This is a genomic window from Halorubrum sp. AS12 (assembly GCF_051122765.1).
Lineage (GTDB): Archaea > Halobacteriota > Halobacteria > Halobacteriales > Haloferacaceae > Halorubrum > Halorubrum trapanicum.
Genome location: NZ_CP185385.1, coordinates 2,694,552 through 2,718,275 on the forward strand (window position 1 = coordinate 2,694,552; position 23,724 = coordinate 2,718,275).

Genomic DNA, 23,724 nt, shown 5'->3' on the forward strand with positions numbered 1-23,724 from the left:
GCGGCGAGCGGCGTCAGTCCGCGGCCGCCGGCTCGGTGGTTTCCAGCCCGGACCCGCTCGGCGGGCGGAGGACGTACACCGCCAGCCCCGCAGCGACCGCCAGCCCGCCGCCCAGCGTGAACGTCGGGGTCCAGCCGAGCGTCGCGACGAGGTAGCCGGCGACGGTGCCGGAGAAGACGCCGCCACCGACCTTCGCGGTGTACAGGACCGCGTAGTTGCCGGAGGAGTTGGCCGCGCCGAAGTAGTCGGCGAGCAGCGACGGGAAGAAGACGTACAGCGGCGAGGAGAAGAACATCGCGCCGAGCACGAACGCGACGAAGACGGCGCCATTACCGGCCTCGCCGGCGCCCACCAGCCCGATCCGGAACAGCCCGGCGAGGAGGAACGACCCGGCCATCACGTGCTTGCGGCTGAACCGGTCTATCGCCTCGCCCAGGATCATCCGCGAGACGCCCGCGGCGACGGGGAGGAGGGTCGCGGAGAGCGTCGCGATGAGCGCCGCCAGCCCGAAGTTCTCCGCGAACCGGACCACGTTCGCGATGACGAGGAGGTCGGCGCTCGCCATCGCGATGAACATCGCGTACAGCAGCCAGAACTGCCACGTCGAGAGCATCTCGCGCGTGGAGTAGTTGCGGCCGCGGATCGACGCGGCGAGCCCCTCGTCGTCGCTGTCATCGCCATCGGTATCGCTCTCGCGGTCCAGCCAGTCCGTCGGCGGATCCCGGAGGAGGAACGAGCCGACGAGCGTCACGACGAGGATGCCGATCCCGATGTTACGGAGCACGTCGCTGTACGCCGCCACGGTCGCGTTCGCGCGGACGTACGGAACGACCAGGGCGCTTCCGGCGGCGAACGCCATCGTCCCGACGCCGGTCGTCAGCCCCGTCCGGTCGGGGAACCACTTGACCGCGGTGTTGACCGCGACGGTGTAGACGATTCCCACGCCGACCGCGCCAAGCGAGTACAGCAGGTACAGCTGCCAGAGGCTCGTCGCGTACGCCAGTCCGATGTACCCCCCGCCGGCCAGAAGCGCGGCGAGGAACGTGAGCGCGCCCGGTCCGCGGCTGTCGCGCCACTTCCCCGCGGGGAACTGCGAGAGCGACTGGAACACCACGTAAAACGAGAACACCGCGCCCAGCGCCGGCAGCGCGATGTCGAGGCTGTCCGCCAGCGGCTGCTCGATGGACGACCAGACGTACTGGTACGGGCTCACCGCGGCCATCATCCCGGCCGCGGCGGCGATCTGCCACCACCGGGAGAAGCCGAGGACGTCGGCCGCCCGCGCGGCGTAGTCGACGCCGCCGGCCGCTCCGGTCTCATCCGTCTCGGCGGTCGAGCCGTCCGATTCGTCGCTACCCATCGTCGTTCGTCGGCCGCGTGCTGTTGGTCCGTGTCATGTGATCCGTTCGATCTGCGGTTGCGAGGTCGACGCGCGGCGCGGTCGGCCCACAGTCGTGGCTTCGTGTCCCTACTCCTCGCTCCACTCGACTAAAACGCGTCGTTGCGGTCGTTCTTGCTTCGACCGCGACGGTGCGGTCCGAACCGCACGCGACGAGCCGTACGACGAGGTGCGCGGCTCAGATCGCGTCCGGGTCCTCGGCCGCGAACCGCACCGCGGGCGGAACGAGCCCGCCACCGAACAGCATCCCGAGCCCCGCGGCCCACGCGACGACCATCCCCACCGACGCGCCGTAGCTGATCAGCGGCAGCGACAGCGCCATGAGGAGAAACGCCAGCGTGTACCGGCGCAGGACGCTCATCTCAGGCCACCCCCAGCAGTCCGGCGGCGTTCAGCGAGACGATTGCGAGTCCGACGAGTGCGCCGACCGCGGCGACCCACGGGATCGTCACGCGGAGCACGTCGCCCTCGCGACCGACGATTCCGGCCGCGGTCGTGCCGAGGATGACGTTGCCGGGCGAGATCGCGTTCCCGATCGCGCCGCCCGCGCTCTGCCCGGCCAGGATCAGCGGCTCGGAGAGCCCGCCGAGCTGCGCGGCGGTCTGCTGTTGGAGACCGCCGAAGAGGATGTTCGACGCCGTGTTGCTCGACGTCATGAACGCGCCGAGCGACCCGATGAGCGGCGAGAGGAACCCGTAGGTGTTCGTCGTCGCGACGCTCGCGACGCTCTCGGCGAGGACGAGCACCTGGCCGCTGTGGTCCATCACCTTCGCCATCACGAGGAAGGAGACGACCGCGATAGACGCCGGGATCGCCGTCGCCAACACGGCCCGCGAGAAGCCGGTCCGCGGCTCGTCGGCCCGATTCACGGCCGCCTCGTAGTGCCCCTTCCGACGGTAGACGAGGAAGGCGACGAGGGCGCTCGCCAGCAGGAAGGTGCCCGGATGCGTCAGCGGCGCGAAGGGGTCGTACGGCGCGGCCGCCTCGGTCACGACGCCGAGTCCCGTCGCGATCTCGGGGAAGCTCAGGCCGACCTGGAGGCTCCCGAGCGCGTCGCCGAGCGGGGTGACGACGGCGGTGACGAGTGCGATCGCGGCGAGTACGGCGAACGGCAGCGCCGCGAGCGGCAGGCTCATCAGGTCGTCGTCGGGCGCGGCCGCGTCGGCGGCCGTCGCCACGCCGCCGTCGGCGACCGCCCCGGTCCCGTCTCCGTCGACGTCGGCGGCGGGAGTCAGGCCCTCGGTCATCACGAGCCGGTTTTCGATCGCGTCGGTCGCGCTGGCGTACCGGTCCCACGCCGCGAGCGGCGCGAGCGCGAGCAACCCCACCGTCGCCGCGAAGAAGTTCGCGAACTCCGGCGGGATGACGGTCACCGCGGCCAGCTGGCCGCCGCCGTGGATGAGCGAGACGATCAGGATCATCGGGGCGGCGTACCGCACCGCCTCCATCCGGCCGTAGATCCAGGCGATCGAGAACCCGGCGACGAGATTGGGGATCCACAGCAGGACGCCGAGCGCGAGCGCCGTGACCGCGACGCTTTCCATCTCCGTGACCTGGACCAGCGCCAGCCACGCGACGCCGAGCGTGCCGAAGGTGTTCGCCCACGCGTGGCCGATGAGCGGGATCGCGACCGAGTACACCGGCTTCACGCCGAGCGCCAGCAGCAGCGGCGCCACCACGACGATGGGCGTTCCGAACCCGGAGATCGACTGCATGAACGAGACGAACACCCAGCCGAACGCCAACACGAGGAACAGCTCGTTGTCGGTGAACGCCGTGATCCGGGTGCGGAGCGCCTCGAACCCGTCGGCCCGGTCGATCACGTGATAGAACACGAGCGCGGGGAGGATGACGTAGAGGACGAACACCGCGTCCCACACCCCCTTCGCGCTCGCGACCGACAGCGCCTCGACCGGCAGGCCGTACGCCGCCACCGCGACGCCGGCCGCTGCGAACATCCCGACCGACGCGGCCTCGTGAGCCCGCCAGCGCAGCACGACGAGCGTGAAAAGCAGTAGCGCCAGCGGCAACAGCGCCAGCGCGGCGTACGTCGCGTTAACTGGCAGCAAGGCGGACACCCCCGGTCGACGGCGGCGTACCGCTCCGTGATCGGGCGAGCCGCCGGTCCGCGTTCGAGAATCCCCCCGTCTGATCGATCGTCCACACAGATTTACTCGACTTCATTGACTGACATCGAATCAATCCTGAGTATTTTACAAAAGAGTGCCCATAATACGAACCAGACGTGTTGGGAAGATTCATTTCTATAGGGTCATGTAATAGGTGTTCTATTACGGTCATTGTTCGGGATCGATTCGCGCTCGAGGGAACCCCGAAGTTCGAACGAACCGACCACCGGAACGGTCGCTCGTCCGGCGTGGAACCGCACGCGACCGATTAAGTGGGTCGGACCGCAACGATCGGTGTGACAGACGTAGGCATCGTCGGCGCGGGCGCGGGAGCGGCCGCGGCGGCGTTCGTGGTCGACGGGGCCGTGCCCGACGCGGACGTGACCGTGCTGGAGAAGTCCGGCGGTCTCTGCGGGCGCGCGGCGACCCGCCGCCGCAACGAACTCACGTACGACTACGGGGCGAACTACCTGAAAAGCGACGACGACCGCGTCGTCGAACTGATCACCGAGACGCTCGACGACGAGGGGCTCGTCGACGTGACGGAGCCGGTGTACACCTTCGAAGCCGACGGGGTGGTGTCCCCCGGCCGCGACGCCGACGGACACAAGTGGAGCTACCGGCGGGGACTCACCCAGATAGCGAAGCGCCTGTTCGGCCGCACCGACGCGACCGTTCACCGGCGGACTCGCGTCGAGACGGTTCGGCGGATCGACAGTCCGGGTGGAGGCGGCGGCGCAGCGGACGGTGGCGGCGACGACGGTCGGTGGGAACTCGGCGACGCCGACGGCGAGACGCACGGGCCGTTCGACGTGCTCCTCCTGAATCCGCCGGCCCCGCAGACGGCCAAACTGCTGCGAACGGCCGAGTGGGACGACCCGCTCCGCGAGACGCTCGTCAAGGCGGTCGGGGGAGTCGAGTACGGCAGCGTCTGGACCGCGGTGTTGCGCTACCCGTTTGCGCTCGACGTCCCTTACTACGCGCTCGTCAACACCGACAAGGAGCACGCGGTCGGCTGGATCGCCCGCGAGGAGTGTAAGGCCGGCCACGTTCCCGAGGGGGAGACGCTGCTGGTCGTCCAGGCGAACGACGCGTGGTCGGCGGCGCGCTACGACGACGACCCGGCCGAGAACGTCGCCGCGCTCGCGGAACACGCCGCCGATATCGTCGGCGACGAGCGGCTGGCCGACCCCGCCTGGACCGACCACCAGGGGTGGCGCTACGCGCTCCCCGAGGGCGGCGTCGACCGCGGACCGGTCGACTCGGCGCGCGACGCGGGGCTGTACCTCCTCGGCGACTGGGTCGCGGGCGAGGGACGGCTCCACGCCGCGCTCGCGAACGGACTCGACGTCGGCGAACGCGTCGCGTACGGGATTTAAAAGAACGGCCGGCGACGCCGCGGTTTGCCGCGTCGTCGTCGGAAGAACGGATCTTTTTCGGAGAGCGGTTCGGCGACGTTCCGGCCGGAGACCGGATACTCGCGCGGTTAGTTCGTCGTGATGCGGTACTCGACGGTTCCCAGTCCGGGGAGCGTGAGTGTCTGGACCCGACCGCTGCGTCGTCGCAGGGTCCGCAGGACGGACCGCGAGAGGACGGCGAGCGCGACGGTGCCGGTCAACAGCGCGACGGTGGCCACGGGGTACGCGAACGCGACGAACGGAACGACGACGAGCGCTAGGTACAGGAGCGTCCCCAGCGGCGAGCGGCCGGCAGGCGGCGACTCGGAGCCGACGGGTCGGTGCTGCTCGGCCGAGGTGATGGAGCCTTGGTACATACTACTCCGTACGAACTCCGACGACTAAAACCTTTCACTTCTCAAATAGGTTCTGAGAATTGGTACCACACCACTATCTATCAGAGGTTCTAAAACGGTTGTTAATGGGGTGTAAGGCCTACCATGGTACTCGTTGGTATACTTCTCATAATTCTGTGACTTACGTCGAGCGTGGCACCGATCGCCTCCGGTTCCCGGGGTTTTCGGAGGGCGGACGTGGCTGTCGCGGTCGCGTCTCGACTCCGCGTTCGGTCGTCGACGAGCACGGGCGCCGCTCTCGTTCGCCGGTGCTTTTATTTCGCTTCGATACTTCCCGTAGTTACGGATAGACACACGATGACACTCGACACTCGCACCACCGATCCAGCGGTTGCCGTCGCGGCGCCGGAGCGCAGGCGCGTGGTCGCCGGTCTCGCGGACGGCACCGTCGAGGCGGTCGCGGATCTGCGCGTTCGCGGGCGGGCCGAGGAGATCGCGGCCGAGCTCCGCGAAACGCACCTCCCGGCCCTCGAGGAGGCCGGCTACATCGAGTGGGACCGGGAGGCCGGCACCATCGAGCCAGGCCCCAACTTCGAGGAGGCTGCGGCCCACGTCGACGACCTCCCGCTGCCGGAGTCGGAGTCGGCCGACGACTGACCGGGCGGCCGCACGGGCAGTCGTCGGCCCGGAGACGGGCGGAAGCGCAGCGGCGGTCGCGGCCCGGGACGTTTATCCCCGGGCGCGGGCGACACCCGACAGCGATGGCCGAGCCGATCCTGAAGTGGGCCGGCGGGAAGCGGCAGCTGCTCGACGAGCTGTACGCTCGGTTCCCGCCCGAGTTCGGTTGGTACCACGAGCCGTTCGTCGGCGGCGGCGCCGTCTTCTTCGATCTGGAACCCGCCCGCGCGACGGTCAACGATGCGAACCCGCGGCTCGTGAACTTCTACGAGCAGGTCCGCGACCGCCCCGACGAGCTGATCGCCAGGCTCGCTGAGTTCGACGACCCCGAGAGCGACCCGGATCCGAGCCTCCCGTACGCCGAGGAGACCGCTCGCGGCCGGACCGTCGACGCCTACTACTACCAGCAGCGCGCGCGGTTCAACCGCCGCCCGTACGAGGGCGAGTTCGACCCGCTGGAGGAGGCCGCGCTCCTCTTGTACCTCAACCGCACCTGCTACAACGGTCTCTACCGCGAGAACGCCGACGGCGGGTTCAACGTCCCGGTCGGCCGGTACGCCGATCCCGACTGGGTCCAGCGCGACCGGATCCGGCGCGCGAGCGACCTGCTCGCCGACGCCGAGATTCGCAACGAGGACTTCGCCTACGTCCTCGACGCCGCGGAGCCGGGCGATCTCGTCTACTTTGACCCGCCCTACGAGCCGATGAGCGCGACCGCGAACTTCAACGAGTACAGCGCGTCCGGGTTCGACCGGGAGGACCAGCGGCGCCTGCTCGACGTCGCCGGCGAACTCGACGACGCCGGGGTGTGGGTCGTCCTCTCGAACAGCGGCGTGATGTACGACGCGTACGCCGAGGCAGGGTTCCGCGTCGACCGTGAGGACGCGACGCGGGCGATCAACAGCGACGCTGGCAACCGTGACGCGGTCGATGGAGATCGTCGCGACCAACGTCCCCCGGCAGAGCGCCGAGAGGGGGGCCAGCGAGAGCTGTCCCGGTTCTGACGCGCCGCCGGTGGCGACCGGTGGGTCCCGTCACACCGCGGTCGACGGTTCCCGACCGGTGACGCCCGTCGGACCGTGGTCGCGGTCGCAGGGTTCCGGCCGTCGGACCGTGGTCGCGGTCACCGGATTCCGCCCGTCGGACCGCGGCGTTGGGGCGGGCTTTTTGACCTCCCCCGCCGACGGGTCGGGTATGACCGATCTCGACATCGACCTCGTCCTCGCCGCCGTCGACGGCAGCGAGGAGTCACACGAGGCGGTCGATTACTCCATCGCGCTCGCGGCGGAGTACGACGCGGGCGTCCACGCGTTGTACGTGCTCGACGAGGAGGTCGTCCGCGCCATCGATCACGGCGTGGTCGACGAGAGCGACGTGGCCGACGACTCCGAGGCGTTCACCGACTCCGTCGCCCGCCGCGCGGAGGCCGCCGGTGTGACCCACAGCAACTCCATCGCGTACGGCTTCTCCACGTCGGTCAAGACCGTCCACCCCGGAAGCGTCGTCCTCGACACCGCCGAGGAGCTGGAGTCCGACTTCATCGTCGTCCCGCGCGAGCCGGTCTCCGGAAACCCCGGCGAGGTGCTCGGGAAGGCCGCGGAGTACGTCCTCCTGTACGCGAGCCAGCCCGTGTTGTCCGTCTGATGGTCGGCGGCCTCCTCCCCGCGGGCACGACGCTGCCGCCCGCGCCGTACCTCCTCGTCGTCCTGCTCGCGGCCGGCGGGGTCGTCGGTGCGCTCCGCCGCCGACGGCCGGAGGTCACCGCCCGGCGCGTGCTCGCGCTCGCCCCGTGGATGGCGCTTGGCTCCGCAGCCCACGTCCTCTACGTCGTCGACGCGCTTCCACCCCTGCTCTCCCCGCTCGCCGGCTCGCCGACGGTCTACCTCACGGTCGGATCGCTGGCGGGCGCGGCGTGGCTCGCCGCCGACGCGGTCCGCCCCGACCGCGTCGCGACGACCCTCGCGGCCGCCGGCGCGCTCCTCCTCGTTCCCGTCGTCGCGGTCGCGGTCGGGACCGGGATCTCCCCCGACGGCGCGCGGTGGTCGGCGGTCGCGCTCGCGCTCACCGCTCCGATCGCCGGCGCCGCCTGGGTCGGTCTGACGCGTTTCCGCCCCGAGGCCGCGGTCACCGGGAGCGTCGGCACGCTCGCGGTGTTCGGCCACGCGCTCGACGGCGTCTCCACCGCCGTCGGGACGACCCAGCTCGGCTTCGGCGAGCGGACCCCCGTCTCGCGGATCCTCCTGGAACTCGGCCCGATTCCGCCGGTACCGGTGCTGGGCGAGGGGTGGCTGTTCCTGCTCGTGAAGCTCGCGGTCGCGACCGCCGTCGTCTGGCTCTTCGCGGCGTACGTCCGCGAGACGCCGGCGGAGGGGTATCTCCTCCTCGGGTTCGTCGCGGCGATGGGTCTCGGTCCGGCCGCGCACAACCTGCTCCTGTTCTCCGTGGCGGCGTGAGGTCGGAGTTCGGCCTCGCAGACCGGCCGTCGGCGTCAGAGCACGGCGATCGCGAACGCGACTGCGACGCCGGCGAGCATGACCGCCTGAACGAACGCGCTGGCGAGCGCGCCGACCACCGCGTACGCCGCGCGGCGCGCGGCGACGCGCGGCTCGTCGCCGTCCTCGTAGAGAGCGGCGAGGAAGACGGTCCCGCCGAGCCCGACGACGAGACCGATCGGGCCGAGCGGGATCAGCAGTACGATCCCCGCTAGCGTGCCGGCAACGACCGATCGGGTCGACGCGCCGCCGAGCCGCCCGGAGACCATCCCCGACACCAGCTCCGCGGCGGAGGCCAAAAGCGAGACGAGAACGAGCGCGGTCAGGACGGCGAGCGACGGCTCCGCGAAGCCGGTGGTGTACGCGTAGCCGACGACGGTCAGTGCCGCGAGGACGCCGCTCGGCACGAGAGGGACGAACGAACTGGCCGTCCAGACGACGAGCAGCGTGATCGCCAGTTCGGCCGTGGGAAACGCCATGGGGAGTTCACGCCGCGGAGGGTCAAAAAACGGCGTCTCGAACGGCGTTCAGCCCGAACCGGTCTGAGGGTCGCGCTCAGTCCTCTTCCTCGACGACTTCCGGGTCCTCGATGGCCGACTGGAGGGAGTCGAGTCCGTTGACCCACTCGGAGACCAGCCCGTACTCCAGGTCCTCGACGAGTTCGATGTCGAGCGCCTCGCCGTCGATGACGCGCGTGCCGGCCTGAACGACGTAGCCGAGCGCGGCGTCGAGGTCGTCGCCCTCCTCGGCCTCGGCGGCCGCGCGCACGAACTCGCTCACGTCGCCGTCGACGACGCCACCGACGACGTACTCCTCGGCCGCGTAGAAGACGGGGACGAGCGAGGTCTGGACGCCGTCGATCAGCATCGCCTTATCTTCGTCGTCGAACTCGACGTCGTTGAGGACGATGTCGCGGATGTCGTGGATCTCCTCGACGGCGCGGTCCTCGTCGATGCGGTCCTCGTCGAACGCGGCGAGCACCTTCACCACGGCGATCGCCGCGTCGTCTTGGAGGTTCAAGAGGAGGCGCGCGGAGTCCTCGTTTTCGGGGTCGAGATCCTCTTCGGCCAGCCTGTCGAGCCAGTTCTGCCAGCGTTCGTCGGTATAGAACGTTTCGACGGCGTCGTCGTCGGTCATGTCCCGTACGTCGCCCGGACTACTCAAATGCCTTTCCTATCGATCGCCGCCCGAGACCGCGTCTCACCCGCGTGAATCCCGAATTCGGGGATCGGCGCTTCCGTCCCGCGTTCGGGTTACGGCTCCGACCGCTCCAGCGTCGCCTCGGTGTCGATTCCGTACACGTCTCGGGGCGTCTCGACGTGCGCGCGCCGGACCGCCTCGTCGTACCCCTCCTCCAGCAGCCAGCGCACCCGCCGCGGGACGGTCTTCGGTCCCAACACCATCCCCGGGCGGTCCGGGTCGTCGACGAAGTCCGTCTCCATCAGGAACGGCTCGCCCGCCTCCGCGGCGCGCTCCAGCCGGTCCTTGTCGCTCATCACGCTCGGGGTGACCCCCGCCAGCTCGCCCGCGGCGTAGTGTTTGACGACGCGCGAGGGGTCGAGACCCGCCTCCTCCGCGACCGCAGCTAGGTCGGTCAGGTCCTCGGTGGCCTCCGTGTGGAGCTGGACCGCGCAGTCGACCTCGGCGCCCAGCTCGAACGCGCGCCGCGTGACCGCGTTGGACGCCTCCCAGACCGCGTCGGTCACGTCGTAGTGGGGCCGTCCGGACTTCAGCGCGAGCGCGTCGCCGTCGGCGACGTACTCGCTCGCCACTTCCAGCCCGCCGCGCATGAGGTCGCGGGCCGCCTCGGGCGAGAAGTCGCGCTCGTCGACGAGCCGGCTGATCAGTCCGGGGTGGACCCCGAGGACGGGCCACGCGCGCCCCGGAAGCGCCTCCGTCGCGGCCGCGACGGTCTCCAGCGTCTCCTCGAAGACGGCCCGGAAGTCGGCCGGCTCGTCCGGCTCAACGCCGAGCAGCCACGAGGGCTTGTTCACCACGAGCAGGTGGGTGCCGCCGAGCCGGACGAACTCCTCGACGGCCTCGATCCCGCGACCGTGTCGCGGGTCAAGGTGGAGGTGGTTATCCAGCACGGGCGTGCCGAGGTCCTCGGTCATGCGAGACGGTTCGGCCGCGCGTGATTAGAAGGATCGGTCTGCGGCGGGAACCCTTCGCTCGGCACCCGCGCCGAGACGCCGTTCGCGCGGTTCGCGGTTCAGTCCGCCCGATTTGTCGCGAACTCCGCGTCGGATCGAGGGATCGTCACGTCGGCGAGACCGGACTCGATCTCGTTGCGGCGGTCCTCGAACTGCCCGGGCAACACCAGGCGCTCGCCGAGTTCGTCGAGCGGCTCGTCGCTCGCGTACCCGGGGTCGGCGGTGGCGAGCTCGAAGAGGACGCCCGCGAACTCCCGGAAGTAGACCGAACGGAACCAGTGGCGGTCGATCTGCTGGGTCGGTCGCAGCCCCATCGAGGCCACCGCGTCGCGCATCGCGGACTGGTCGCCGTCGGTCGGCGTCTGGAACGCGACGTGGTGGACCGTGCCGCGCCCCGAACTCCCCTGCCGGTCCGTCTCGACGACGTCGACGTACTTGCCCACGGGACCGCTCGCGGCGAAGCGGGTGCGGTCCTCTCCGGTCGCGGCGTCCGCCTCGGCGTCGGTCTCCGTCAGCCCCATCGTCCGGAGGAGCTGCTCGGTGCGCTCGGCGTCGTCGAGCCACAGCGTCACGGAGTGGAAACCGCGGATCGCGGCCGACTCGGGGACGAACGCGGTCCACGCGGTCGTCGGGTCGTCGTCCGGAATCTCGACCGCGACCAGTTCGACGGGGAGTCCGTCGGGGTCGCGGAAGGGGAGGACCGTCTCGCCGAAGCGCTCCTCGCGGGCGTCGTAGTCGACGCCGCGCTCGTCGAACCGCTCTTCCCAGTAGTCGAGGCTCCCCTCGGGCACGCGGAACGCGGTGCGGGAGACCTGGCCTGCGCCGACCTCGCCCTCTGGCAGGTCCGTCCACGGGAAGAAGGTCATGCTGGTCCCGGGGTTCCCCTCGGCGTCGCCGTAGAAGAAGTGGTACGTGCCGGGGTCGTCCTGGTTGATGGAGCGTTTCACGAGCCGGAGACCGAGCGTCTCGACCCAGAAGTCGAGGTTCCGCTGCGGGTCGCCCGCGACGCAGGTCACGTGGTGGATCCCGGGGGTGGGTGTCGGGCCGTCCTCGGTTCCGGCGTCAGCGTTCTCGGATTCGTCGGTCATGCTACCGGGTACGACCCGGAGGGACTTGAATCGGCGCGGACACGGGTGTTACCGGATCGGAGGTGCGTCGGCGACACACGCCACTGCGTGCGATACGATTTATAAACAAGCATGAGCGGCAGCGACGTTATTTATAAACAAACTGCGGTGGCGCGTGCCTGCGAGCGGCCCCCCTCGGCGGCCGCGAGACAGCACGCGCGAGGGACGCCGCGAGCGACCGGAGGGAGCGAGCGGCGAGGCTGGGGAGGAGTGAGGCTGGGGAGGAGTGAGGCTGGGGAGGAGTGAGGCTGCGGTGCGGTCGCGGTCGGGCGGGACTCAAAGGGGCAGCCGCGAGGCGGACGCAGGCGACGTAAGCACCGCAGGGAGCGAGCAACGCGAGCGACCGAGGAGCGCAACGAGCGTGCGCCCGCCTCGCGGCTGGGGCTTTGGAGGTGTTCGTCGCGGATCCACTGTCGTTTGTATATAAATGAGCGGCTGAGGCTTCGGATGATTCACCGCTGGACCGGCTTCGCTTATAAATATCGTCGCTTCTCCGTATCGACCGCAACTGGACCGGAACGCGTCCGCTCGCGAATTTTCCGCGAGACGAACCGACGGATCAGCGAGCCCGCGCCATCGCTCGCTCGATCCGCTCCCGGAGCCCCTCGATTTGGTCGCCGACCGCGCCGACGGCTGCGAGGACCGGATACGTGACCTCGAGCGTCTGGTAACAGTACTCCGGCAGGTCGATCTCGTCGCCGAGCGCGAGCCGCCGCTCGTGGTCCGCGAGTACGCGCTGGCGGCGGGCCGCGATCCGGTCGCAGTCCTCCCGGAGCGCCGCAGTCCGGGTCCGGCAGGCGTCGAGCGCGCCGAAGGTGGGCGTGCGGCGTTCGCCTTCCGCCTCGTCGTCACCGGACTTTCCGTCGCCGAGCTCCGCGTCGATCGCCTCGATCTCCGTCCGGATCGGTTCGAGGCGGGACTCCGCGCACTCGACCGATTCGATCTCCGACTCCAGCGCGTCGAGGAACGCCTCGCGCTCCTGAACTGCGGTCTCGGCGGCGCTCAACAGGGAGTGTTTGTACTCCTCGTGGAAGCAGTTCGTTCGGGTGAGCGCGTACGCGAGCTCCGGACCGAACTCCTCGGCGACGCTCCGCTCGTAGGTGTCGTCGTACTCCGCCTCGTAGTGCGGAACCGACATCACCGTGGCCTGATACGCGTCCCGAACCGCGACCAGCCGGGAACCGGGAGCGGCGGTCGCGTCGCCCCGGCCACCCATCCCGCCTCCCACCGCACCGCTCATCGCGCCGCCCACGCCGGCGAATCCGTCAGACGCCGCGGGGTCCGACGGACCGGCGTTCGCGCTCTCGTCCGGGATCGACGACACGCGGCCGCGGAACGCCCGGAACGCCTCCCGCTCGTCCACGACCCGACGCCGCTCGACCCGGAGTTCCGCTCGCGCCGCCCGGATCGAATCGCTCCCACCGTCCGCGTGAGTCGCTGCCATACGTCGCCGCACGTCGACACCCCTCGTAAACGCTTATATGAGAGGTATCGCGGGCGGCCGAGGCGTCCGGACCGCTCCGGAGCGATATATATCACGAACGCGGTAGACAGCGACTTTACGGCTCCGTCGCCGACAGCCGGTATGGAGAAGGTGGCGCTCGCCGAGGCGTTCGACTCGTTCGAGGAGACGTGGTCCCCGCGGCTCGCGGGCGAACTCAACGGACAGGCGGTCAAGCTCGCGAAGGGAGACGGCGAGTTCGTCTGGCACAGCCACGCGGACGCCGACGAGCTGTTCCTCGTTCACGCCGGGCGGCTCCGGATCGAGTTCCGCGAGGAGGCGGACGCGGTGTTGGAGGAAGGCGAGTTCGCGATCGTCCCGCGCGGAATGGAACACCGGCCCGTCGCGGAGCCGGAGGCCGACATCCTGCTGTTCGAGCCGAGCGAGACGCGCAACACGGGGGATGTCGAGACCGACGAGACCGTGACCGAGTTAGCGCGGCTGGACTGACGCTTTCCGAGACGGGAAACGTACATCCGTCGGCCGACCGTACGGCGGTTCGATGGAGGTCGCGCTGATCACGGTCGGGGACGAACTGCTCTCGGGCGATACGGTGAACACGAACGCGAACTGGCTCGCCGCCGAGCTGAGCGAGCGCGGCGTCGCCGTGGGGCGGATCCTTTCGATCCCGGACGACAGAGCCGAGATCACGGCGCGGGTCCGGGAGTACGCCGCCGACTTCGACGCCGTGATCGTCACGGGCGGGATCGGCAGCACTCCGGACGACGTGACGATGGAAGCCGTCGCGGACGCGTTCGACCGCGAGATGGTCGCCACCGACCTCACGCGCGAGTCGGTCGAGCGGCGGCTGGCCGCGATCCGCGAGCAGGTCCCCGACCGCGAGTTCGACGTCGACGTCGAGGCGGAGGCAGCGGTCCCCGCGGGGAGCCGCCCGCTGGTGACCGAGGTCGGGCTCGCGCCGGGCTGCGTGATCGAGGGCGTGTACGTCATGCCGGGCATTCCGGACGAGCTGAAGGCGACGTTCGAGACGGTCGCCGACGAGTTCGCAGGCGACCGGCGCTCGCGGTTCCTCTACACGGTCGAGCCGGAGTCGAACATCATCGACGTCTTGGAGACGGCGATGGACCGGTTCGACGTCGTCGTCGGCTGTTACCCGGACCACGAGGCCGACCACAACCGCCTGAAGGTGACCGCGACCGACGATGGGGCGCTCGACGCGGCCGCGACGTGGCTGCTGGAGAACGCGAACGCCAGCGAGACGCCCGTTTCGCGGGACTGGTAACGCCCGCTCGAATCGGTACCCCCGCACAAAGACCGAAACTCGGAACTCCGATCAGTCCGCCGCTTGACCGCCGTCGACGGGGATGGTGTGGCCCGTGATGTAGGAGGCGTCCGACGAGCAGAGGAACGCGACCGCGCCGGCGATCTCTTCGGGGTCGGCGATTCGTCCCATCGGCACGTCGCGCATGGCCGAGGTATCGTAGTCGGCGCGGATCGTCCGAACCGCGGTCCGGACCAGCCGGATCGCGGTCCGGAGGCGATCTCGGAGTGACGGGGTCGCGCCCGCGGGACCGCCGCCGAGCAGCCCGGACTGGATGTTCGTCTTCGTCGGCCCGGGCGCGACCGCGTTGACCCGGATCCCGCGCTCGGCGTGTTCGAGCGCGACCGACTTCGTCAGGCCGACGACGCCGTGTTTGCTCGCCGAGTAGCTGGAGAGACCCGGCATTCCGACCAGCCCGGCCTCCGACGCGGTGTTGACGATCGCGCCGCCCCCCTGCGATTTCATCACCGGAAGTTCGGCCTTCAGACACGCCCAGACGCCTTTCAGGTTGACGTCGATGATCCGGTTCCACCTCGCCTCGCTGATCCCCGTCACGTCGACGAAATCGGTCAGGATCCCGGCGTTGTTGTGCGCGAACTCCAGACTTCCGTACGTCTCGACCGCGGCGTCGACCATGCGCTCGACCGACTCGGTGTCCGAGACGTCGACCTCGACGAAGGTCGCCTCGCCGCCCGCCTCCTCGATCAGCTCCACAGTCTCTTTCCCCTCGGTCACCGCGATGTCCGCGACAACGACGTTCGCGCCCTCCTCGGCGAAGCGCAGCGCCGAGGCCCGACCGATCCCCGATCCGGCCCCCGTAACCAGCGCCGTCTTGCCGGCGATTCCGTCCATAGTATCCCTTCGTCGGTCGACGCGTCGGGTCAAAACTCTTCAGGTGCCGGCGACGCAGCGATGAGCCGGTTCTCTCGAAGGACGACACCGAGACGGAGGGAGTCCTCTCGCTTCGGAGTCCAGAGGCGCTCTCCTACCGAGGGGCCCCCGCGTCCGTCTCCACGGATGTCGCCGTGCGCGAGTCACGTCGCTCGACCGCGGGCATACTACCGCTGCCGCCGCGGTGTTCGGGAACGGCCTTCAGTACCGCGAGAAGTTGTCGTCCGGGTGGACGTAGCCGTCGTCGAGGTCGACAACCTCCAGCGTCGCCAGCCGACTCAGCCGTGAGGTCGCGTCCCCCTCGTCGAGTCCCAGTTCGCCCGCTCGTGCGGGCACCCGATCGCGCGTCGGCACTGACTCGACCAGTCCGTCGTCGTCATCGACCGCAACAACAGGGAGTCAAACTACCCCAACTGGTCGATATCTCCTCGACGCTCGCGATGGATGATTCCGCCGGAGAACAGCCGAAGTTTCGAAATTAGCTCTGACTCGGTCTCGTACGTTGCTACGCGCAAGTCCCATCGCACCCGGGCGGATCGTATCATCGCGCTCGTCACGTCGTCCTCGTGAACGAATATCAGCCGGTCGCCGTGAGTTTCCGAAAGCGCTTCGAGAATGCTTCCGGCCTCTTCTCCGACGCCGAAGTTATGCCCGAGAAACGGGAGAACGAACGCCGTCGCGTTGCTACATCGCGTGTACTCGATACTCTGCGTCGCGGCGTCCACGTCGTCGGTGTCCACGTCAACGTCAACGGCGAGAAACGCGTTCACGCCGGGATCCACGCGAAGTGCGCCCTGTACCCGTCGCAAGAGCGCCTGTGCCGCGTCGATCTCGTCTTCGCTACGGAACAACCGTCGGAGCGGCCCGGGGAGATCGGCCACGTCGATCGCGTCTCGCTCGTCCTCGTCGAGCACGTAGTTGAGATTGAACGATTTGTACGGACCCATCAGGTAGAAGAGGAACCGGTCGTACGCCACGTGACCTACCCGCTCAGCGATGAGGTCCCGGGTGATATCCACGGCCATGAGAAGTCACGACCGTCGTTAGTATTTAAAAACTGGTGTTTTTGAGAGAGTTCGGCTTGAGAAAGACTAAGCGTCTTTCCCTCGTACGGGACACCACGATGGCGACGAATCACCCGCAGCCCGCCGACGCAGCCCTCCCGGAGGACCCCGAAGACCTGCTGCCGGAAGACAGCGTCCTCAGCCTTGACGAGTACTTGGCGATCGCACGCGGCGGTCGGGCACCGCACCAGATACGAGATCCTCTATCGGCTCGTCCACGGCGGCGACATGAGTCCCAAGGAGCTGGCGGAGGCGATCGAGGTCGACGACAGCACCCTCCACTACCACCTCAACAAACTCGTCGATGTCGGCCTCGTCGAGAAACGGCAACGCGCTGAGCGAGAAGCGGACGGTCTCTACACGTACTACCGAGCGACGGTGTTCGGCGAGGTAACGCTCACGAGCGGTGTCGACGAACTGATCCGCGGCGAGAACGACTTCGAAGCGTTGTACGACAGTTCGACCGAGTAGTGAGAGACGGCTGACGCCGTGGACCCCCTCGTCCTCTCTCTCTCAGTAAATCCGTTAACGGATACGCGCCGTTATCAGAGGTCGTCTTCGGTTATCAGAGGTCGTCTTCGGTGAAGATCAGGCGTGCGCTGTTCTCGTTTAACCACTCCGCGTGTGTTTCGTACGCTGGGTCGTACTCCGCGACGAGCGACCAGAACTCGTTGTCGTGGTTCTTCTCTCGGAGATGAGCGAGTTCGTGAACGACGACGTAGTCCACTACCTCCGGTGGGGCCATCATCAGCCGCCAGTTGAGACTGATCGTTCCGGTCGTCGAACAGCTCCCCCACTTCGTCCGCTGATTACGAATCTCTATCTTCTCGTACTCGACACCCATCTGCTCGGCGTAGTGGTCAGCCCGCTCAGCGAAGTGGTCGCGGGCCTCTCGTCGGTAGACGTTTTCCAGCACTTGTTTGACCGTGGACTGTTCGACTGTACTCTTCCTGAGTCGGATCGATGTATCGGTAATCGAGTGGCTGCGTGCCGGTTCGATAACCAGTTCCCGCTCTGTCCCGAGAAGCGGAAACATCTCACCTGCCTCAAAGGTCCGGTCGGGAATCTCCTCCCGGTACTGCTCGAAGCCGCGTTGCTTCTCGACAACCCACGCGGCGTTCTCCCGGAGTATCTCGGCGGGTTGGACAGCTACCGAGTTCGGTATGATAACGGTCACACCGTGGATATCCACGTCGATGCGCGGCTTCGTCGCCTCCGAACTCTGCCGCACCTCGAACTCGATGTCGTTCCCCAACAACTCGATTGTCCGACGGTTGGACGGGTGGGACTTAGCCATCGTTCTGGATGAGGTAGTTTCGAACAGAATCAACGAAGTCGTCACTATCCTGGATTAGGTGGCCGAGATCATACTCGACAACGAGAACGTCAAGCAAGATGTGTTCTATCTCAGAGATGGTCTTTTTGTTCGTCTTCCAGCCGTGATAGTCTCGATCAACGCGTTCTTGGAACTGCGAGACGATCTCTTCGGCCACTACCTTGGCTTGCTCTTCGGACTCGATAGCGTTGGGTGTCTCCTCGGTCAGATGGGTGTAGATCGCGAACTCTGCGGCTTCCATCTCCTCGTCTTCGGCCTCTCTCTCGACTTCCAGCACCTCCTCTTCGACTGACTTCAGCGCCGCAACTGCTTCGGGATCCTCGATGTTGCCTCCCTGCCATCGCTCCACGATGTCGGTAACGCGCTCACTCAGGCGCTTGTAGCGGGGGTTCTGGTTCTCCCGCGGATGGAGATGTTCCCGCGTTGCGTGGGCGACCTGTGACGCCTTGACGCCCGGGTTATCGAGTTGTTCCGCGTCTTCGAGATACTCCTCACCGAGCTTGTAGGTGGGAAAGTCGTCACGAATCTCACCGACATCTACGTTCTCGTTGAGAATCTCTCGTGTCTTCTCTCGCATATCGTCTTCAGGGGCTTCTTTTCCGGCGGTCGTCCGCTCAAAGGCCACCTGTATCCGACTCAACCATTTGTATCGGTCCTGAATTCCTTCGCTAATTAGACGTCCATCGGGCGCGACGGACTCATAGAGATTCTGGAGCCGGCGGAATCCCTGTTTGAACTCCCGCCGTTCAGGGTGTGTACTGACCCGAGAGACGGCGGCGTTGGTAGCCTCCTGAGAGTCATCTTTCGGAATCCCATCGAAAATGTCCATGACTGCCTCCAACTGGTTGACGAGATCCTCGAACAGTTCTTCCTCGTCGCGGGCGGCGTACTCTCTCGTCTCAGCGTCGTAATCGAGCGCATCGTCGATGTTCTCGAAGACGCCTTGGAAGTCGACGATCTCCCCGTTCTGTTTGCCATCCGCCGGGCGGTTCGTTCGAGCGATAGCCTGGAGGAGGTTGTGATCTTTGAGATTCCGGTCGAGATACATCGTCTTCAGAATTGGTGCGTCGAAGCCCGTCAACAGCATATTGTGGACGACGAGTAGACTTGGCTCTTCGTCGCGTTCCTTGAACCGCTCAACGATGCTGTCCCGCTCTTCCGGGTCCGTGTGGAACTCTCGGATGAGTTCGGGATCGTCGTTGGTAGACGTGTAGAGAACCTCGACGGCATCCTCTCCCCGACGTTCTCTCAGTCGCTTCCCGTACATGGCAGCCGACCGCCGGCTCGGAGTAACGACCATTCCCTTCCAGCCGTTGGGGGCGACCTTATCGCTGTAATGCTCGTCAATTTCCTCAACGGCCCGATCAACCCGAGGTTCGAGTTCGGCCATGGTCCGGCTGGTGACGGTATCGCTGATGAACTCTCGTTTCTCCTCAGGTGTCATGCCGCGGAACTCGTGTTCGAACTCCTCGTCGATGGCGTCCTCAGAAACCTCCCACTCCATCTCGTGGCGGAGGGTGAAGTAGACCGGGAGAATGAGGCCGTCTTCGATCCCTTGTTTGACCGAGTAGCGATGGAGGTACTCCTCTCCCTCGGGACTGAACTCGTCGAACGTATTCCGGTCCTCCTTCTTCTCACCTTCTCGAACGGGAGTCCCGGTGAAACCGAAGTGCGAAAAGTCGTCGGGAAGGGCGGCCTTGAGACGGCTTCCGAGGTCGGCCTCCATGAAGCGGTGGGCCTCGTCGGACATGACGATGACCTCGTCGCTGCCTTGGGTGTCCGGGTCGACGTCCTGGAACTTCTGAATCGTCGTGAGAACGAGTTGGCTGCTCCCTTCCTCGATCAGCGTTTCGAGGTGCTCGATGGACTCGGCTTCCGTCCATTGGCCCAGCGAGAGATTCGCAAGCTGGTCCCGCATTTGGCTGTTGAGCTTGTCCGTATCGACGATGATGAAGACCTGCGGGTTGCGGACCACCTCGCTCCGTGAGAGCAAATTCTCGGCCGCATAGAGCATGGTGAACGACTTGCCGGACCCTTGGGTGTGCCAGATGAGTCCTCGGTCGTGGACCCCTTCACGGACTCTGTCGAGGATTCTGTTAACGGCGTAGTACTGCGTGTATCGCGGGATGATCTTGGCGTCGCCGCCGGGCCGCTTCTCGAAGAAAACGAAGTTCTTGAGGACGTCGATAAGGGTCGCGGGATTACACAGGGCTTGGACCGCTTGCTTCATCTGGTTGTCATCGTCGGCGTACTGTTCGGGGGCCTCGTTCCACAGTTCGTAGAACTCCTCGGGCGCACCCACGGAGCCGTAGCGGAACTCCATGGTGTCGGCGGCGACGTTGAACAGTCCGGGGATGAACAGCCGGGGGACATCGTCCTCGTACCCATGGAGGTCGCTGATAGCGTCGTAGTAGTCGTTGTCCTGCGCGACGCTCTTCAGCTCCATCGTGACGAGCGGAATCCCGTTGACGAACAGGGTCACGTCCGGGCGGATCGTCGTCCCCCGTGAGACGGAGAACTGATTGACCGCATGAAACCGATTAGATTCTAAGAAGCTGTCCGGGTCGAACTCAATCAGATCAACGTAGACCGTGTCGGTTCCGCCGCTGGCGTTCTCCACGCCGAAGCTCTTGCCTGTGGTGAGTAGTTCGTGGAAGTTCTGGTTTCCTTCCAGTAGGTTCTCGTAGTCAAGGTCGCGACGGAGTGAGTTGAGGAATCGGTCGGCGTTTTCCTCGTTGATCTCCTCGTTGATCTCGATTACTTGCTCCCTGAGGAGATCCCAGTAGATGACCTCGTTGCTCTGGCGGTCGTACTCCCCGTCAAGAACGTTTGCGCCCCGACTTCCGTCTTGTCCGTGTGTCTCCCAACCGACGGCGTCGAGCCACGAGAGGAGGGAGCGTTCGACGCCGCCTTCGTTGGGGACGCTAACCATGTTGGGCGATTTCGTCGGGCACCTCTATGTTAGTGTCGGTTGTTCTGACTGTTCCGGAGAGAAGATCCTGTTGGAGGCCGCGTTTGAGACGCTGAAGATTATTTCGGTACTCCTGTTCATTCTCGATCTGCTGATCTATCCCTGTAAGTATAGAAACCATATCCCGTTGCTCGGAGAGAGGGGGTTTTGGAATGTATAATTCAGAGATGTTTTCAAGATTGATTCGACTGCGGCCCGTCCCTCGCAAATGAGCAACAGCTTGCCGCCAAACCTTGTGCGAATTCATACAATACATCAGGAACCGGTCTTCTATTTCATCATTCGGAACAATTCGAACGACGTCGGCACAGCCAAGTAGATATTTCTCATAGGTATCCGGCACAATACACGCTCGGACGACTGGTTCTGCCATTTTGGCAACGACGACCTCACCTGAATAAATCGCTCGGTGGGTTATCTCATTATACTTTTCTTCAGTTGCGAACTTAGGGCTAGAGTCATTGAATTCACCCTCTCTAACCTCTTCCAACAAGATCGCGCGAGCGTCACCACTCTCTTGAATTTCATCTGACGAAAGCGAATACCGCGCGCCATCAGTAAACGAGTATTCTTCGTCTGAAAGGATGTCCTCAATTGCCACAACTTCCCAGTGAGACGGGATCTCTCCGAGTTTAGTTCCAGTTTTTACTGTTTCTGATTCTTGTAGTCCGCGCGTTAGGAAATCTTGAATTAGGCCTTTTTGAGTCTGGTCAAGCTGTGCCTCAATTTTCTTACTCTTCTCAATCCCTTGGTCAATTGTGTAGAGTATAGTAGCAACTTTGCGTTGTTCGCGGAGCGGTGGTACTGGAACATTGAGTAACTGTAGATCTCCTTTTGTAATAGATTTGAATGTACTCCCAGTAGAAAGACGAGAGAGCCACGATCTTCGCTCCGTAAGATTATAGTAGAGATATAATCCATTGATACTCCCCGGTTGTAGGGCCGCAAGTCCACGTCCTATACAGCAGTTCCTGTCAGCTATATTTAAATCACCAACCGGAGCGCGAACACTAATCAATATGTTATTTTTCTCAGCCTCTTTCTTCGGCTCCGAACACCATGTATCGGCCACGGGATGGAAGTGTCCAAACTCGGAGTTACCCTGAAAAAATGGGATACCTTCCTCTTTATCATTATAAGTTGATGAGGGTGGTGAGTTTCCCTGAACGATTGTTGCTATATCAGAGAGTGGCTCAATCGACCAGTCTGTTGGTATCTTGCCTAGTCCGAATAATTCCTTCTCACAGCCTTTGTGTGTCTCTTCCACTTCAGCAGCATCTGTGAAATCATTCAAGCTCGCATCTTCACTCATAATTTAACTCCTCCATGTGCTGACTCATAGTAGCCTCAAGATCGTCGCGTTCTGCCTGTAACTCTCTCAACTTCGTCAGCTCTTCTTTGACATCTATATCCTCTTCAGGCTCGGTAGTATCGACGTATAAGGCGATGTTGAGGTTATAATTATTCTCCTGAATCTCCTCCAACGACACAGTCCGGCTCACCCGCTTCTCAGTTGTCCAGTCACGGAAGTTCTCAATGATATGATCAAGCCCGGCCTCCGTCAGTTCGTTCTGGTTCGACAACTCTTCGTAAAAGTCCTCATCAGCAGCGTGGATGAACTGAACCTCACCCTCCCGCTCCGCGGGCTTATCGGTATTCAACACGAGAACAGCCGACGGAATCGAATTATTCTGGAATAGGTTCTCGGGAAGGCCGACAATCGCCTCCACCATGTCGTTCTCTAACATATACTTCCGATACCGACTCTCGTGCTTCCGAAATAGAACGCCGTGAGGGATGACGATAGCCGCCTTCCCACCTTCGTCGTCCTTCTCGGGACGCTTCAATTGCTTCGCGATGTGCTGAATGAAGGCGTAGTCGCCGCGATCCGCTCGGGGAGCTTCTCATGCCAGTTGAACCGATTGTAGGGGTCGTCCTGTAGTTCGTCTTTTGTCCAATCTGCTGAGAAGGGGAAGTTTGCGAGAACACGGTCGAACCGTTCGAGTTCGCTGTCCGTGTTTGTGAACCTCGGATTCGAAAGTGAGTCCTCACGCTCGATCTCTCCATCGAGTCCGTGAATGGAGAGATTCATCTTCGCAATCGCAGCAATGTCCGGGTTGATCTCCTGCCCGGTGAACGTGAGTTTCGTCGGGTCGCCGTCCTGCTCCTCGCGGTAATACCGTGCGGCCTCGATGAGCATCCCACCCGAGCCAACTGTCGGGTCGTGGAACGTCATTCCGTCCTCGAACTCGTCGACGAGACGCACGCAGAGATTGACGATGTGCGGGGGCGTGAAGAACTGCCCGCCGGACTTGCCTTCCTCCTCCGCGAAGTGACGAACCAAGTCCATGTACGCCTCCCCGAGCATATCCGGGGGACGCTGTCGCGGTCGAGATCGTACTTCGTGAGATGTTCGACCAGCCGCCCGAGCCGGTCATCGTCGAGCGCGTCAGCGTCGATGTAATCGGCGCGGAACACGCCCGTTAGTTCGGGGTTTGCCTCAGTTAGCGCGTCGAACGCCTCGTTCAGCTCTTGGTCGACGTTATCGCTGACGGCCCTGATGTCGTCCCACAGGTAGCCCTCGGGAACGACGGGGATCTCGTAGAGGTCCTTCCGGCGGGCGAAGTCCTCGCCGTACTCGTCGAGATTCTCGGCATACTGCTTCTCGAACTCGTCGGAGATCGACTTGTAGTAAACGAGCGGGAGAATGAATTCCTTGTAGTCAGTCGGGTCGACGGCGTCTCGAATAATATCGGCGCATTTGAAGAGATGCGGTTCGAGGTCCTCTAGAGAGATTGGCATACTAATCTCGTCCGGGGGAAGTGTGATATGTTCTGCGGTAAGCTTGAGCCGACGACCCTCGCCACCAAACTTACCTGACGCGCGATTCTACTTTATCGTAATCGCTGTACGTGACGGACCCGAACACGCCGACCGACTATGACCGG

At 65.1% G+C, this 23,724-nt stretch carries 22 protein-coding genes and 2 pseudogenes; 8 read left to right on the forward strand and 16 right to left on the reverse strand.

All coding sequences use genetic code 11. The features are described 5' to 3' along the window. Nucleotides 1-13: 13 nt before the first annotated feature. From ACODNG_RS13745 to ACODNG_RS13755, 3 genes are all read right to left on the reverse strand, one after another. Nucleotides 14-1,360: an OFA family MFS transporter gene (locus ACODNG_RS13745; RefSeq protein WP_434521759.1), complete on the reverse strand. Its 1,347-nt coding sequence runs from the start codon at nucleotides 1,358-1,360 to the stop codon at nucleotides 14-16. Between the two features lie 217 nt (nucleotides 1,361-1,577). Next, nucleotides 1,578-1,760, reverse strand: a complete 183-nt coding sequence (locus ACODNG_RS13750; RefSeq protein ID WP_434521760.1) for a hypothetical protein — start codon at nucleotides 1,758-1,760, stop codon at nucleotides 1,578-1,580. Nucleotide 1,761: 1 nt separating this feature from the next. After that, the gene (locus ACODNG_RS13755; protein WP_434521761.1) at nucleotides 1,762-3,477 is read right to left on the reverse strand and encodes an L-lactate permease; all 1,716 of its coding nucleotides are present in this window, start codon (nucleotides 3,475-3,477) and stop codon (nucleotides 1,762-1,764) included. 347 nt (nucleotides 3,478-3,824) lie between these two features. Here ACODNG_RS13755 and ACODNG_RS13760 point away from each other — a divergent pair, with 347 nt between their 5' ends. Further along, complete coding sequence (locus ACODNG_RS13760) at nucleotides 3,825-4,907, forward strand: NAD(P)/FAD-dependent oxidoreductase (RefSeq protein WP_434521762.1); 1,083 nt, start codon at nucleotides 3,825-3,827, stop codon at nucleotides 4,905-4,907. Nucleotides 4,908-5,014: 107 nt separating this feature from the next. Here the strand turns inward: ACODNG_RS13760 and ACODNG_RS13765 are convergent, their stop codons facing one another. Then, complete coding sequence (locus ACODNG_RS13765; RefSeq protein WP_209544493.1) at nucleotides 5,015-5,302, reverse strand: hypothetical protein; 288 nt, start codon at nucleotides 5,300-5,302, stop codon at nucleotides 5,015-5,017. A 336-nt stretch (nucleotides 5,303-5,638) separates the two neighbouring features. On the opposite strand from ACODNG_RS13765, the gene ACODNG_RS13770 reads away from it, so the two are divergent. The 4 genes from ACODNG_RS13770 to ACODNG_RS13785 all read left to right on the forward strand — a co-directional run bounded on the left by ACODNG_RS13770 (nucleotide 5,639) and on the right by ACODNG_RS13785 (nucleotide 8,412). Then, nucleotides 5,639-5,938 carry a DUF7344 domain-containing protein gene (locus tag ACODNG_RS13770; RefSeq protein ID WP_434521763.1) on the forward strand — a complete coding sequence of 100 codons (300 nt, stop codon included), beginning with the start codon at nucleotides 5,639-5,641 and terminating at the stop codon, nucleotides 5,936-5,938. 104 nt (nucleotides 5,939-6,042) lie between these two features. Then, on the forward strand, nucleotides 6,043-6,963 hold the full coding sequence (locus ACODNG_RS13775; RefSeq protein WP_434521764.1) for a DNA adenine methylase: 921 nt from the start codon (nucleotides 6,043-6,045) through the stop codon (nucleotides 6,961-6,963). A 190-nt stretch (nucleotides 6,964-7,153) separates the two neighbouring features. Further along, nucleotides 7,154-7,603 (forward strand): universal stress protein, encoded by a 450-nt coding sequence (locus ACODNG_RS13780; RefSeq protein WP_434521765.1) that lies wholly within the window; start codon nucleotides 7,154-7,156, stop codon nucleotides 7,601-7,603. Beyond that, entirely contained in the window at nucleotides 7,603-8,412 is an 810-nt protein-coding gene (locus ACODNG_RS13785; RefSeq protein WP_434521766.1) for a DUF63 family protein, read from the forward strand. The genes ACODNG_RS13780 and ACODNG_RS13785 overlap by 1 nt, the downstream gene beginning before the upstream one ends. Nucleotides 8,413-8,447: 35 nt before the next feature. Here ACODNG_RS13785 and ACODNG_RS13790 read toward each other — a convergent pair whose 3' ends face one another. The 5 genes from ACODNG_RS13790 to ACODNG_RS13810 all read right to left on the reverse strand — a co-directional run bounded on the left by ACODNG_RS13790 (nucleotide 8,448) and on the right by ACODNG_RS13810 (nucleotide 13,175). Then, nucleotides 8,448-8,930, reverse strand: a complete 483-nt coding sequence (locus ACODNG_RS13790) for a DUF456 domain-containing protein (RefSeq protein ID WP_434521767.1) — start codon at nucleotides 8,928-8,930, stop codon at nucleotides 8,448-8,450. A gap of 76 nt (nucleotides 8,931-9,006) precedes the next feature. Beyond that, on the reverse strand, nucleotides 9,007-9,588 hold the full coding sequence (locus ACODNG_RS13795) for a DUF2150 family protein (RefSeq protein WP_434521768.1): 582 nt from the start codon (nucleotides 9,586-9,588) through the stop codon (nucleotides 9,007-9,009). Between the two features lie 116 nt (nucleotides 9,589-9,704). Beyond that, on the reverse strand, nucleotides 9,705-10,565 hold the full coding sequence (locus ACODNG_RS13800; protein ID WP_434521769.1) for a TatD family hydrolase: 861 nt from the start codon (nucleotides 10,563-10,565) through the stop codon (nucleotides 9,705-9,707). A gap of 98 nt (nucleotides 10,566-10,663) precedes the next feature. After that, the gene (locus ACODNG_RS13805; protein WP_434521770.1) at nucleotides 10,664-11,692 is read right to left on the reverse strand and encodes a ring-cleaving dioxygenase; all 1,029 of its coding nucleotides are present in this window, start codon (nucleotides 11,690-11,692) and stop codon (nucleotides 10,664-10,666) included. A gap of 598 nt (nucleotides 11,693-12,290) precedes the next feature. Further along, nucleotides 12,291-13,175, reverse strand: coding sequence for a DUF7260 family protein (locus ACODNG_RS13810; protein ID WP_434521771.1), 885 nt, complete (start codon nucleotides 13,173-13,175; stop codon nucleotides 12,291-12,293). Between the two features lie 141 nt (nucleotides 13,176-13,316). Here ACODNG_RS13810 and ACODNG_RS13815 point away from each other — a divergent pair, with 141 nt between their 5' ends. Next, entirely contained in the window at nucleotides 13,317-13,682 is a 366-nt protein-coding gene (locus ACODNG_RS13815) for a cupin domain-containing protein (RefSeq protein ID WP_434521772.1), read from the forward strand. A gap of 52 nt (nucleotides 13,683-13,734) precedes the next feature. Beyond that, a complete protein-coding gene (locus ACODNG_RS13820) occupies nucleotides 13,735-14,475 on the forward strand; it encodes a competence/damage-inducible protein A (RefSeq protein WP_434521773.1) in 741 nt (246 codons plus the stop codon). A gap of 51 nt (nucleotides 14,476-14,526) precedes the next feature. Here the strand turns inward: ACODNG_RS13820 and ACODNG_RS13825 are convergent, their stop codons facing one another. From ACODNG_RS13825 to ACODNG_RS13835, 3 genes are all read right to left on the reverse strand, one after another. Beyond that, a complete protein-coding gene (locus ACODNG_RS13825; protein WP_434521774.1) occupies nucleotides 14,527-15,366 on the reverse strand; it encodes an SDR family NAD(P)-dependent oxidoreductase in 840 nt (279 codons plus the stop codon). A gap of 240 nt (nucleotides 15,367-15,606) precedes the next feature. Continuing rightward, entirely contained in the window at nucleotides 15,607-15,741 is a 135-nt protein-coding gene (locus ACODNG_RS13830; protein WP_434521775.1) for a hypothetical protein, read from the reverse strand. Nucleotides 15,742-15,809: 68 nt separating this feature from the next. Then, nucleotides 15,810-16,430 carry a DUF7509 family protein gene (locus tag ACODNG_RS13835; RefSeq protein ID WP_434521776.1) on the reverse strand — a complete coding sequence of 207 codons (621 nt, stop codon included), beginning with the start codon at nucleotides 16,428-16,430 and terminating at the stop codon, nucleotides 15,810-15,812. A gap of 98 nt (nucleotides 16,431-16,528) precedes the next feature. Between ACODNG_RS13835 and ACODNG_RS13840 the strand changes: the two are divergent. Then, a pseudogene (locus tag ACODNG_RS13840) lies at nucleotides 16,529-16,940 on the forward strand (winged helix-turn-helix domain-containing protein). Nucleotides 16,941-17,034: 94 nt separating this feature from the next. Here the strand turns inward: ACODNG_RS13840 and ACODNG_RS13845 are convergent. The 4 genes and pseudogenes from ACODNG_RS13845 to ACODNG_RS13860 form a co-directional block, all read right to left on the reverse strand. After that, nucleotides 17,035-17,724: a M48 family metallopeptidase gene (locus ACODNG_RS13845; RefSeq protein ID WP_434521777.1), complete on the reverse strand. Its 690-nt coding sequence runs from the start codon at nucleotides 17,722-17,724 to the stop codon at nucleotides 17,035-17,037. A 34-nt stretch (nucleotides 17,725-17,758) separates the two neighbouring features. Next, nucleotides 17,759-20,737, reverse strand: coding sequence for a type I restriction endonuclease subunit R (locus ACODNG_RS13850; RefSeq protein ID WP_434521778.1), 2,979 nt, complete (start codon nucleotides 20,735-20,737; stop codon nucleotides 17,759-17,761). Then, entirely contained in the window at nucleotides 20,730-22,088 is a 1,359-nt protein-coding gene (locus ACODNG_RS13855) for a restriction endonuclease subunit S (protein ID WP_434521779.1), read from the reverse strand. Before ACODNG_RS13855 ends, ACODNG_RS13850 begins: the two co-directional genes overlap by 8 nt. Next, nucleotides 22,081-23,578, reverse strand: a pseudogene (locus ACODNG_RS13860) (type I restriction-modification system subunit M). Before ACODNG_RS13860 ends, ACODNG_RS13855 begins: the two are co-directional and overlap by 8 nt. Nucleotides 23,579-23,724: the final 146 nt, after the last annotated feature.

Bases quoted from the DNA above. Each gene is read 5' to 3' on its own strand.
- ACODNG_RS13855 (WP_434521779.1), bottom strand. From the start codon at position 22,088: ATGAGTGAAGATGCGAGCTTGAATGATTTCACAGATGCTGCTGAAGTG.
- ACODNG_RS13805 (WP_434521770.1), bottom strand. From the start codon at position 11,692: ATGACCGACGAATCCGAGAACGCTGACGCCGGAACCGAGGACGGCCCG.
- ACODNG_RS13850 (WP_434521778.1), bottom strand. From the start codon at position 20,737: ATGGTTAGCGTCCCCAACGAAGGCGGCGTCGAACGCTCCCTCCTCTCG.
- ACODNG_RS13820 (WP_434521773.1), top strand. From the start codon at position 13,735: ATGGAGGTCGCGCTGATCACGGTCGGGGACGAACTGCTCTCGGGCGAT.
- ACODNG_RS13785 (WP_434521766.1), top strand. From the start codon at position 7,603: ATGGTCGGCGGCCTCCTCCCCGCGGGCACGACGCTGCCGCCCGCGCCG.
- ACODNG_RS13790 (WP_434521767.1), bottom strand. From the start codon at position 8,930: ATGGCGTTTCCCACGGCCGAACTGGCGATCACGCTGCTCGTCGTCTGG.
- ACODNG_RS13825 (WP_434521774.1), bottom strand. From the start codon at position 15,366: ATGGACGGAATCGCCGGCAAGACGGCGCTGGTTACGGGGGCCGGATCG.
- ACODNG_RS13810 (WP_434521771.1), bottom strand. From the start codon at position 13,175: ATGGCAGCGACTCACGCGGACGGTGGGAGCGATTCGATCCGGGCGGCG.
- ACODNG_RS13750 (WP_434521760.1), bottom strand. From the start codon at position 1,760: ATGAGCGTCCTGCGCCGGTACACGCTGGCGTTTCTCCTCATGGCGCTG.
- ACODNG_RS13800 (WP_434521769.1), bottom strand. From the start codon at position 10,565: ATGACCGAGGACCTCGGCACGCCCGTGCTGGATAACCACCTCCACCTT.
- ACODNG_RS13775 (WP_434521764.1), top strand. From the start codon at position 6,043: ATGGCCGAGCCGATCCTGAAGTGGGCCGGCGGGAAGCGGCAGCTGCTC.
- ACODNG_RS13770 (WP_434521763.1), top strand. From the start codon at position 5,639: ATGACACTCGACACTCGCACCACCGATCCAGCGGTTGCCGTCGCGGCG.
- ACODNG_RS13765 (WP_209544493.1), bottom strand. From the start codon at position 5,302: ATGTACCAAGGCTCCATCACCTCGGCCGAGCAGCACCGACCCGTCGGC.
- ACODNG_RS13745 (WP_434521759.1), bottom strand. From the start codon at position 1,360: ATGGGTAGCGACGAATCGGACGGCTCGACCGCCGAGACGGATGAGACC.
- ACODNG_RS13780 (WP_434521765.1), top strand. From the start codon at position 7,154: ATGACCGATCTCGACATCGACCTCGTCCTCGCCGCCGTCGACGGCAGC.
- ACODNG_RS13815 (WP_434521772.1), top strand. From the start codon at position 13,317: ATGGAGAAGGTGGCGCTCGCCGAGGCGTTCGACTCGTTCGAGGAGACG.
- ACODNG_RS13795 (WP_434521768.1), bottom strand. From the start codon at position 9,588: ATGACCGACGACGACGCCGTCGAAACGTTCTATACCGACGAACGCTGG.
- ACODNG_RS13835 (WP_434521776.1), bottom strand. From the start codon at position 16,430: ATGGCCGTGGATATCACCCGGGACCTCATCGCTGAGCGGGTAGGTCAC.